Annotated in this window: 12 protein-coding genes; 4 read left to right on the top strand and 8 right to left on the bottom strand. The window is 60.5% G+C overall.

The window, feature by feature from the left end:
- The coding region (locus tag FJU08_RS23275; RefSeq protein ID WP_141150973.1) for a BrnA antitoxin family protein at positions 1-75 on the top strand (75 nt) is incomplete at its 5' end.
- 73 nt (positions 76-148) lie between these two features.
- Here the strand turns inward: FJU08_RS23275 and traA are convergent.
- Positions 149-3,520, bottom strand: coding sequence for a Ti-type conjugative transfer relaxase TraA (gene traA / locus FJU08_RS21955; RefSeq protein WP_141151185.1), 3,372 nt, complete (start codon positions 3,518-3,520; stop codon positions 149-151).
- A gap of 283 nt (positions 3,521-3,803) precedes the next feature.
- On the opposite strand from traA, the gene FJU08_RS21950 reads away from it, so the two are divergent.
- Positions 3,804-4,094: a mobilization protein gene (locus FJU08_RS21950; RefSeq protein WP_141151184.1), complete on the top strand. Its 291-nt coding sequence runs from the start codon at positions 3,804-3,806 to the stop codon at positions 4,092-4,094.
- Positions 4,091-4,351, top strand: coding sequence for an arylsulfatase regulator (locus FJU08_RS21945; protein ID WP_235890936.1), 261 nt, complete (start codon positions 4,091-4,093; stop codon positions 4,349-4,351). The genes FJU08_RS21950 and FJU08_RS21945 overlap by 4 nt, the downstream gene beginning before the upstream one ends.
- 172 nt (positions 4,352-4,523) lie before the next feature.
- Here the strand turns inward: FJU08_RS21945 and FJU08_RS21940 are convergent, their stop codons facing one another.
- The 3 genes from FJU08_RS21940 to FJU08_RS21930 all read right to left on the bottom strand — a co-directional run bounded on the left by FJU08_RS21940 (position 4,524) and on the right by FJU08_RS21930 (position 6,707).
- The gene (locus tag FJU08_RS21940) at positions 4,524-4,781 is read right to left on the bottom strand and encodes a CCDC90 family protein (RefSeq protein WP_141151183.1); all 258 of its coding nucleotides are present in this window, start codon (positions 4,779-4,781) and stop codon (positions 4,524-4,526) included.
- 95 nt (positions 4,782-4,876) lie between these two features.
- Positions 4,877-5,218, bottom strand: coding sequence for a DUF3768 domain-containing protein (locus tag FJU08_RS21935; protein WP_141151182.1), 342 nt, complete (start codon positions 5,216-5,218; stop codon positions 4,877-4,879).
- Positions 5,219-5,741: 523 nt separating this feature from the next.
- Positions 5,742-6,707 carry an AraC family transcriptional regulator gene (locus FJU08_RS21930; protein ID WP_181409995.1) on the bottom strand — a complete coding sequence of 322 codons (966 nt, stop codon included), beginning with the start codon at positions 6,705-6,707 and terminating at the stop codon, positions 5,742-5,744.
- 57 nt (positions 6,708-6,764) lie between these two features.
- Here FJU08_RS21930 and FJU08_RS21925 point away from each other — a divergent pair, with 57 nt between their 5' ends.
- Entirely contained in the window at positions 6,765-7,499 is a 735-nt protein-coding gene (locus tag FJU08_RS21925; RefSeq protein ID WP_141151181.1) for an SDR family oxidoreductase, read from the top strand.
- 263 nt (positions 7,500-7,762) lie between these two features.
- On the opposite strand, the gene FJU08_RS23015 is transcribed toward FJU08_RS21925, so the two are convergent.
- From FJU08_RS23015 to FJU08_RS21905, 4 genes are read right to left on the bottom strand one after another with little or no spacing between them, the layout of a single operon-like run.
- Positions 7,763-7,993: a helix-turn-helix domain-containing protein gene (locus FJU08_RS23015; RefSeq protein ID WP_210245303.1), complete on the bottom strand. Its 231-nt coding sequence runs from the start codon at positions 7,991-7,993 to the stop codon at positions 7,763-7,765.
- A 32-nt stretch (positions 7,994-8,025) separates the two neighbouring features.
- The gene (locus FJU08_RS21915) at positions 8,026-9,471 is read right to left on the bottom strand and encodes a DHA2 family efflux MFS transporter permease subunit (RefSeq protein WP_210245302.1); all 1,446 of its coding nucleotides are present in this window, start codon (positions 9,469-9,471) and stop codon (positions 8,026-8,028) included.
- On the bottom strand, positions 9,464-9,793 hold the full coding sequence (locus tag FJU08_RS21910; RefSeq protein ID WP_141151179.1) for a hypothetical protein: 330 nt from the start codon (positions 9,791-9,793) through the stop codon (positions 9,464-9,466). The genes FJU08_RS21915 and FJU08_RS21910 overlap by 8 nt, the downstream gene beginning before the upstream one ends.
- Positions 9,790-10,356 carry a cysteine hydrolase family protein gene (locus FJU08_RS21905; RefSeq protein WP_141151178.1) on the bottom strand — a complete coding sequence of 189 codons (567 nt, stop codon included), beginning with the start codon at positions 10,354-10,356 and terminating at the stop codon, positions 9,790-9,792. Before FJU08_RS21905 ends, FJU08_RS21910 begins: the two co-directional genes overlap by 4 nt.
- Positions 10,357-10,369 lie beyond the last annotated feature (13 nt).

Genomic DNA, 10,369 nt, shown 5'->3' with positions numbered 1-10,369 from the left:
CACTACAAAGCCACGGGCAAGGGCTGGCAGTCGCGGCTGAATGATGATTTGCGAAAGGCGGCTGGGCTGGGGTAACAGCTGCGCTGCGGGGCCCGGCCCATTGCAAGTCCCTGGTCAGGACAACGCCCGCGCAAGACGCACAAACTACTTAAAGATCCAGTCCGTCATCCTGCTCGCGGTCGCGGTAGACTTTATCGAGCCGTTCCCGGTTGACCTGGATTTCCTGCTGCCGGTCCAAAGCATCAAGCTCCCGCTCTGCCTCAACAACTGCAAGAGCAGCCTCGCGGTTTTTGCCAAAGCTCTGTTCAGCATGCAGGTACTTTTCGGTGAGGTCAAACCGCTCTCGTCTGTCGGGTATGGCATCGGACAGGGCGCTGCTTTCGCCACACCCGATCTCGCGGCGCTGATCCTTGTCGAGCAAGGAGTCAACGGCCTCCACAAAACGTTGCTGTTCTCCTTCAGCTAGATCGTTGCGCCCGGCAAAGACACGAATTTCCGAGACAACCTCATCCTTCCAAAGATTTCGCTCAATACCAACAACTGTAAGAGCAGCCTCACGGTTCTTTCCAAAGCTCTGTTCGGCGTGAAGATATTTCTCGGCAACGTCGAAGCGCTCGCGGTTGTCGGGCATGACTTCCGACAGCGCATCGCTATTGCCGCAGCCCAGTTCTCGCCGCTGTTCCTTGTCGAGTAGTGCATCCACGGACTGGACAAACTGCCTGCGCTCGCCATCATCAAGTTGATCCCGCGCCGCAAGGCTCTTGACCTCAGCGATCAGGCCCGCACGGTATTCCTCCGCCGTCGCGGCCCGGTTCTCGACACCCTGTTCCATATCAGTACCCCTTGTCCGCACGATTGTATCCACCGGCACTTCAATCTCACTCTCGATGCCCATTGCCTCGGCAATGCCCCGCTTGGCGGCAAAGGCTTCGAGATAATCCAGCGCCGTCTCCTTGACGCCCGAGCGCGACAACCGTTCCTGCACGCCTTTCCACGTCAGTTCCGGCCCCGTTACAAGCGACCAGCTGTTGCGGTGTGTAACCGTTCCGTCCGGAAGCCGGACAGGCTCGGCCGCAACATGCTGCAGGCTGATCTTCGCGCCGATCTCGGGCGCTTCGGCCTCCATCACCCGTTTGAGATCCACACCCCAGAGCGTGCGCTGCTCGCCCTTTCGATCCTCAAGCGTCACAAAATAGCTGTCGCGATTGGCCGTTTCATGGTCATAAGGCGCGACCCCATGCGCGACCAGGCGGCCGCCATGGCTGAAGGCCTCTTCCGAGGCATAAAGCTGAACGCTGTCGCGGTGGCGGGTCATAGCGACATAGGTCAGATGCCGGTCCATCGAGGCCGAGGCCATGACAAAGGCCCGGTCCACCGTCGCTCCCTGGTTCTTGTGAATGGTCGTCGCATAGCCGTGGTCTATGGCCTGATAGTCGCCCATCGGAACCCGGACCGCTTCACCGTCGCGGCCGTCAAGCTGGACGACAATGGCGGCGCCGGCGCCGGCCTCGTCCACCTCAATCTCTGTCACCGTCCCCAGCATGCCGTTCTTCACGCCGAGATCGCGATTGTTCTCAAGGAAGACAAGGCGGTCACCGGCCGCAAATTGCCGCTCGCCATCCTGGGTGCGGAACGTTGCTTCTCCGGCATCATCGCCCATGATCGGCATCTGCCCCAGCTCACCCCGCTCCTGCAATGCGGATCGGATCGCATCATTCAGCGCCCGCACATCGCTGCGGCGATGCGCCATCGCAAGGCGGGTTCCATCCGGCCGTTCTGCGCAATCGGCAAGATAATTGCGAACCAGGACCTGGCGCGCATCTTCGTCGGTTTCCGTGATCGCGACGGAACCTTGTTCGCGATAGGCGTCCAGTCCTTCCCTTGTCCGGTGCGTGGCAAAGGCAATGGACGCGTCCCGCTGCCAGTCCTCGCGCTGACGGCGGATCTCCGACAGTTCCGCATGGCCCACCGTCTCGGCAATCGCCCGGAATGGTGCACCGGCGCCGATCGCCTGCAGCTGCTCATGATCGCCAACCAGAACGACCTTCGCACCGCGTTCTTCGACCTCGTTGATGAAACGGGCCAGCTGCTGGCTGCCAACCATGCCGGCCTCGTCAATCACAAACACATCGCCACGGCCGAGAAGGCGCTTGTCGTTCTTCCAGCTCATACCCCACGAGGCAAGCGTCCGGCTTGCAATGCCTGAACTTTCTTCCAGCCCCTCGGCCGCCTTGCCCGAAAGGGCAGCACCATGAACGCGGTAGCCTTCCGCCTCCCAGGCCTCCCGCGCCGCTGCCAGCATCGTTGACTTTCCAGCCCCGGCAAAACCGACAACGACAGAAATTCGTTCCGCCCCGGTGATGTGGGCAATCGCCCCGCGCTGTTCGTCAGAAAGCCCCGCCGTCAGATCACCGCTGCTGCGCTGAATGGCGACATCCTGCCGCGCGATGGCGTTCTCAACGTGCCGCTGATCGACACCGTGATCTTCCGCTTCATCCATCCGCACCGCCGCTTCCGCCATGCCGAACTCGATTTCAACCATTTCACGCGTTGAATAGCGGGCGGCGCTGATCTCCCCTGTCTTTTGATCAACCTGCTCGGCCTGCAACTCAACCAGCGCTTTCGAGGCCATCACCTCGGCAAAGGCGTTCTGGAAGTCCTGAACATCGTCATTGATATAGCGATGCAGGGTCCGTGCGATATCGCAACGGTCAAACACGCTTTTTTCCGCCGTGATGACGGAAAGCAGCTGTTCCGGCTTTTCCCGGATCAGATCGGCATTGTAGGCGGCATCGTCCGGGGTAAGCCGCAACCGCGAAACCGCCTTGCCCTGCCGCTCCATCTGCGTGGCGTGAACACCGACATGCACGGTCGGGATGATCTCAAGTCCGCGCGCGCTGTGGGAGCGCTGGTCAACGCGGATATCGAGACCGGCGGTGGCCAGTTGTGCATTGGCGATATCCTCCCAGGTCTGGCGCAGATCCTTCAGCTGCATGTCGGTGGTTGGCAGGTCCTGTTCCAGCAGCCATTTGTTCTCCCGTTCCAGATGGGTCTTGTCGCCGAGGCCAGCCTGTGTGACCTGCCGCGTGGTCATCAGAAGATGGGCGTGGTGGTTGCGCACGTCGCCTGCTTCATGCGGTTCATGGATGGCAAAATCCACCGCTGCACCGTAACGGTCTGCAAGTTCGCCCGCCATCAACCGCACGGCCTCAAGCCGCTGCCCCCGATCCAGCTCATGCGGCAGGGCGACGACGAATTCGCGGGCGACGCGGGCGTCCTTGCGCTTCTCACAATGCTCGGCGGCATTCCACAGGGCAGAGCGGTCACGGGCCCAGGCGGCATCGACACCATCGGGCAGCAAGATCTCGGCATGGGCGACCCCCTGCTTGCGGGTGTAGTCATGGGTGATGCCATCGCGGGTGTTGGTGAGGCAGACACCGGCGCGATAGGCGATCGCCGCGACGGCACTGCGACCAGACGACCGCGAGACCGGCTTCATGCTGAAATGGTAGATCGCCACGTCCCGTGCCCCGATGCCGTCTCATCATGCTCCGATCCCGAAAGGAGGATCGGCGCGCTGAGTTGCGCAGCAACTCGTAAGTGCGCCCTTCGCGGTTCTGAAGCTCCCGCTTCAGACCACATCGGTGTGGCGACTGCAGCGCGCGTCGGACAGGAAAGGCAATGAAACGAACTTGTCCGGCAAAGGCAGGGAAAATGGAAATATAACAATGTGATAGATAGGTTATTCTTGAGCTTCACGACGCGCCGGCTAGTCTCCGGCCTCATCAGACAGGAGACCATCCATGGCGCAGAAATCGATCGAGCAAAGGCTCGCTGAACTCGAACAGCAGAAGAAGACCCTCAAGGCCAGACTGGGCAAGCAGGAACGCAGCCGAGACACCCGCCGCAAGGTGCTGCTCGGCGCGTTTCTGCTCCATCGTCTCGAACACAAGGCCGATCAGCAGTTCGTCGGAAAGGTACGGGAATGGATCACAGCCGAACTGCCGGAATTCCTCACCCGCGACGGTGACAAAGAATTGTTCGATGAAATTCTCAACCCCAATTCGAAGGCCAGGCCGGAACCTGAAATTTGACCAGAAACGAAATGCTTGAAGTCATGGCCCGGCTTGATGAAAAGGCCAGCGATCTGTATCACGCCGGTGCTGATGATTTTGGACTGTTCATCAACATGTCCGACGTGATGCCGGATTTCAAAACCCTTCTCGGCAAATCGCTTCGATCGTCCTTCGAAGCAGAGATCATGAATTTTCCGGTGCTCCATCGCTATGCACTCGTTTTGTCAAACATGGCGAAGGGATTGGCAGACGGGTCAATCGACGTTCCGAAATAGCCATTCAAAGCCCGCCTTTCCCACAGGCTCCGGCTTCTCTACAGCGCGTTGGGAAGCGCGTTCAGCCTCCGCCTGCTCTGCCCCTTCGGGGTGGAAAAAACGCCGCAGACGCCGCAGCAAAAAGGCCGCTCACGCGGCCATCGAAAATTCAAACGATGATTGCCTGTCGCAATCACGCGGGCGGGAAAAGCCGGTCCAGAAGCGCCAGAAAGGCAACGCCCGCGACCATCAGGCTCCCAAGCTTGATCGTCATCTTCTGACCAAGAGCCTCGATCTTGCTTTCCAGCTTTTCAATATCGTGTTTCGTTGCGATATTCTCGCCAACGCCCTCGGCAAAGGTCGAGACAAGCTCTTGCGCCTGCTTGTCATCAAACCCGGCCTCTTTCAGCCGGTTCGCTGCCTTCAATGTGTCAAATGCCAAAACCGCCACTCCGGTTCTCCTTCCTGTCCTGTATACTGCATTTTGCATGGCCTTCACAGTGCGATTACAGCCTGCCGCTGAAGCGGCAGGCAGCACTGTTGCGATCAGCGCTCGTGTTCCAGCATGATCGTCAGAACGCGAACGGTCTTCTTCCTGTCGGCCGGGTCTTCCGAGGCGTGCAGCATGTCCGGTGCATAGTAGTCGATCTTCCAGCAGACTTTATGGCCGTCATGATCAAACGCGCCGTAGTCACGTTCGCCATAGGGGTCGTTGTCCTGCGTGAAATCGTCATAGGCCACGACCTTCTCGCGGATGGCCGATTGCGTGTCGGCGTCCAGTGCCGAAATTCCGAGCGTCTGGACAACGCGGCCTATGCAGAAGAACTGCCGCAAAGTGTCATTCAGCTTTGCGATCTGGGCGGTTCTGCTCGTTTCTGTCGTGAACATATTCGTCTCTCCTTCTTTGTCGGGCCGGGATTGGAGCCCTGCTCCAAACCCTGCCCGTCGGCGAGACGGGAAGGTGAATTTCCAAATGTGCCAAAGGCAGGCGCGGACCCGCGCGCAGCTGCACGAAACGCTATTGGGGCGTGAAGGAAGCGAGCACGGGGAGCACCCACCATTTGGAAAGAGGAAGGGAACGGTCCTCAGATCAACGAGACAATGTGCGCCGCCAGGGCGGTGCTCGGCATTGGATCAGCAATGCGCCACACTCCGCCGACCGCTTCGCGCCCCGAATTCGGTCCTTAGGCGGCTGTCGGTCCTATCTGCAAAGCTGCCATTTCTTGCACTTTGATCGAGTGCCCGCGCAAGGCGGATTCCGGACCTTCGCTGGAGCGGCAATCGGATCATCCAGCCAGGATGGAAGCGGACATTCAGAGCGGCCCCAGATCGAAGGCTGTTCGGCAGCGACTCATAAGGAAACCGAGCCCAAAGCGACCGTCGCGCTGAGGCCATTAATGCCGCTGGAACTTCAAGGTGCTGAGGCGCCAGCCTTCCCGCGCGCGTCCGCACTCGGCGAGCACCCGAAAGTGCGCAGAAACGCCTGCGAAAACGCGCTTTGCGACTGGTACCCGACTGCATGGGCAACGTCGGCGACAATGGCTTCACCCTGAAGCAAACGTCTACGTGCGAGGGTCATGCGCCAGGAGCGTAAATAAGAAAGAGGTGGCTGGCCGATGCGACGACTGAATTCTGCCGAGAAAGCGGCCCGTGACATTCCAGCGACAGCCGCAATATCGGCCACAGTCCAGACGCGTGCGACATCTGCATGAAGGGCTTGCAGGGCCTTGCCGATCCGAGGGTCGGACAACGCACCGAACCATCCGCATTGTGCAGGTCCGGCCTGCTCCGCATGCGCGCGAAATGTCTCGACCAGCAGAAGGTCTGCCAAGCGTGCACTCACGATCGTGGAGCCGATAGCACCTCGTTCGATCTCCTGCGAGATGAAGAACAGGATGGTCGATATGGCATTGGCCCCTGCCATGTGGCACTGAACAGGGATGAAGTCCGGCAACATCTCCAGCAGGAAATCGGCGTTCGGCCCTGAAAAGGTGACTGTTCCACCAATCGAAACCACCTCATCCCCGCCGATGCGGACGAAGTCGCGACGGGGATCTTCAAAGAGGTGCCGACCGTCCTCCGGCGGCAGCATTGGGTCGCTGGAAACGGCATAGTCCGTGCTCCCGATCAGGCAGACATCCCCGGCCTGCATCAGCTGCGGCGCGCGTCCCTCAGTCTGCATCCAGCACGTCCCTCGCAGCATGGCCACGAATTTCAACCGGTCCATTGCAGGGAACGACAGCGCCCAATCCCCTGCAGCCTCCAGGCGGGTCTGTCGCATCACGCGGGCGCCGAGCACTTCAAGCACGTCGGAGAGTGGGTCTGGCTGAGATGTAGACGATTGCGACAAATTGATGGACTTCTTAGTATCGATCATCTTGCGTTGGTAACATATATCCGTGGCAAGCGAAACAGACCGAAAGGGTCGCAGCTCATGACACTCGAAGGTAAAGTCGTCGCCATTACCGGCGCAAGCAGCGGAATTGGACGTGCCACAGCAACACTGCTGGCGGCCCAAGGCGCAACGATGGTTCTGGGTGCCCGACGCGAACCGATCCTTGAACAGCTTGTCGCAGAGATCGCCGCCGAGGGCGGCAAAGCGGCGCACAAGGCGACGGATGTGCGCCGCCGCGCCGACCTTGAAGGACTTGTTGAAACCGCGGTTCAGCGGTTCGGCAGGCTCGATGCCATCATCAACAATGCCGGAATTGGACCGATCTCGCGCTTCGACGCGCTGCGCGTTGAGGAGTGGGACGCGATGATCGATGTGAACTTTCGCGGCACGCTCTACGGAATTGCGGCCGCTCTTCCGGTCTTCACCCGCCAGGATTGCGGGCATGTCATCAACGTCGTTTCGACGGCGGGACTGAAGATCCTGCCGACGATGGGCGTCTATGCCGCGACCAAGAATGCAGTGCGAACGGCGACCGAGGCGCTCAGGCAGGAGGCGGGACCGAACCTGCGGGTGACCGAGGTGTCTCCGGGCATGGTTTCGACCAACTTCACGCAAACTATCACGGATCCTTCTGTCAGAGAGATGATCGACGGTCGGATGGGCGATATCGGAATAGCCCCGGAGGCGATCGCCCGAGCAATCCTCTATGCTCTCGAACAGCCGGCTGATGTCGAAGTTGGTAGTATTGTGGTCCGGCCAACCACACAGGGATAACGGGTGCGACAAACCGCCGGAATGTTTGCACTGTCAGCCTCGGATCTTTGGAAATGCGGCTCCGAGGCCCGAACGCCCGCTTCGGGCCGTCAGCGCCCCGCAGATCTGGCTCGCCTGGGCGAGGAGCCTGCCGCGGCGGCGCATGACCACATCGAGCCCTTGGGCGCCCCTGATACAAACAGCGATGCTGCAGGTGCGATTGCCGGCTCCCGGATAATCAACACGGAACCTTGGTCGGGCCGGACGGCGCCAACCGAATGCTGCTACACCTTCACGTCGGTGTCGCGTCGGGTCGGGACGCCGAAGACTTTCCGGTAATCCCGGCTGAACCGGGACGGGCTGGCGTAACCAACCTGGAAGGCCGACTGCTCAGCGGTCGCCTTTTCGGACAACATCAACTTGTGCGCTTCGAGAAGGCGAAGTCGTTTCTGGCACTCCAGCGGCCTCATCAGGGGCAGCGCCTTGAACTTGTGATGAAAGGCAGAGGTGCTCAAGCCGGCCAGATTACCGGCACGGAGCGCGGTCGTTACTTTTGAGTCGCGACTTTGTCCACCCTGCGCGGCAGCTGGGTCGCGGCGAGAAAGGTGAGACCGTGAAAACCACAAAGCAGCATAAATGCCCATGCATAGGCAATGGAAGCCGCGTGACCCGTAGCCTGTGATCCCAATTTCCATGCCAGAAAGGACGCGCAAAGCGTCGTCACTGTCGGTCCGCCAAGCCGCTGAACGATATTGAGTGAGGTCGTCGCCATCGGCAGGTCCTGCTTGCGGACAGACGCATAGGCCGCGGCCATGGCCGACAAGCCGACGGCGCTCATGCCCATCCCCCTCAAGAAAAGCGCCGGGACGAGCACGAAGAGGTTGAGACCTTCAAGGGCGAGATAGAGAAAGGCCGTCGTGGCGATAAAGGTCAGAAAGGCGCCTCCCGCCGAGACAAAGCGCGTTCCGAACTTGTCCGTCAGCGTCCCCATCAGGGGGTAGGTCACCGTCATCCCGAGGCCCAGGGGCGCCAGCATCCAGCCCATTTCGGTGGGCGCACGGCAGCAGGCGCCGATCAAGAAGGCCGGGATGAGCATCTGGCCCGCGAACTGGACGCCGTTCGACAGGAACTGGGTGGTGGCACTGATCGCGAACACTTTCCCTTTGAACAGACGCAGGTCGACCAGCGCCGCGTCGCCTTTTCGCCGAGCGGTCCAGAGGAAACCAGCCATCATCATGATGCCGACCGCAAAAGAGATGCGGCCCGTGATCTCTCCGATCTTGTCCGAACCAAAGAGGAATAGGGCCAGTCCGGGCGACAGCAACGCGAGGCCGACCCAATCCAGCTTCTTGTGCGTCGTCTCCTCGCGGTCGTTCGGCAAAAACAGGACGGCAAGCAGAAAGGCCAGTGCCCCAACCGGCAGGTTGACGAAGAACAGCCAGCGCCAGGAAGCATATTGCAGGATGGTACCGGCGACGACTGGTCCGAGAACCGGTGCCAACAAGACTGGCAGCACCATGTAGCCAGCGACGCGGACCATGTGCCTGCCGGCGGCTCTGGCAATCATCATCTGCGCCATGGGGGCGAGCAGGCCGCCGGTGATGCCCTGCAGGACACGAAAGGCGATTAAGGAATTCGCAGACCAGGCAAGGCCGCACAGCGCCGAGGTGAGCGCAAAACCTGCAAAGCACCAGAGATAGAGCGCCTTCGCACCGACGCGGCCGACCAACCAGCCGTTCAGCGGCAGGACGAGGGTAAGCGCCAGCAGATAGCCGCTCGTGACCCACTGGATTGTCGAAAGCGTAGTATGCAGCTCGCTTGCCAGGTTCGACAGCGAAACGTTGACGATCGTCGCGTCGAGTTGTGCGAGCAAGCCGCCGAACAGCGCGACCGCAGCAATCTTCCAGACGGAGGGATCGAGCTGGTCGTCTTGGGCAGCTTCTGCCGACGCGTCGATCTTAGCGGACATGTCCTTTTTCGCGTCGTCAGGCATCCGTCGACGCGTTTCCGCCATGGAGGCGACCGAAATGCCGGGCGCTGAAAATGCCAATAAGCAAGATGCCCAGGCCTGTGGCAATGACCTGATCCGGGGCATGAAAATCGAAAGCGCCGACGCAGGCGATGAGAAGATAGGCGATGACGAAGTTCGCAAATCCCCAAAGGACGTTCACCGTAGAGGAGGAAAGGCCGACGCCCGTCGGCTTGGCGAACGGGCTCTGAAAGGCCCGCCCCGTCATGCCGCTGACGAAATGCGGAACGGCATTGGCAAGAAATGCGCCGCCGAACAAATAGGATAGGTCGTGAAGCCAGTTCATGGTCGGGCGGCCCTTTCCAGAAGCTCGATGATCTCTTGTGTTGTGCCGTTTTCGCCGATCTGGGGGAAAACGCGCGTCCCGCTCCAGGCGTGGGCGTCTTCCTCCATGTCCGTCATGGCATCGGTCGCCAGTGTTACATTGAAGCCCAGCTCATAAGCCTGGCGCGCCGTGACTTCGACGCCGTTGCTGGTGGCAACGCCAACGATTACGACCTGTGTTACGCCAGCCGACTTCAGAAGTTCTTCTAGACCGGTGTGTGTGAAAGCACCCGGTGTGCGCTTCGTCACAGCACGGTCCTGCGGCTGCCGGTTTAGCTCGGGAACGAGATCGGCCCAGTCGGGGGGAAGCTCTTGCGGGCTCCAGAACCGTTCGGTCCGGCCGGCCGCACTGCCAGCGACGTTGACCAGCACGACGGGCAGGTCGTGCGCACGAAATGCGGTCGCCAGCGCTGCGGCACGCTGTACCACGCCCTCCATCAAATGAGCGGATGGAAGCGCAACAATGCCCTTCTGCAGATCGATCACGATGAGCGCGGTGTTTGCGCCGAGGGTGGTGACAGCCACGGTGTTTTCCTTC

It is taken from the genome of Martelella alba, from assembly GCF_006516955.1.
Lineage (GTDB): Bacteria > Pseudomonadota > Alphaproteobacteria > Rhizobiales > Rhizobiaceae > Martelella > Martelella alba.
Note: the sequence above shows the minus strand (reverse complement) of the source record. Positions and strands in the feature narration are given on the sequence as shown.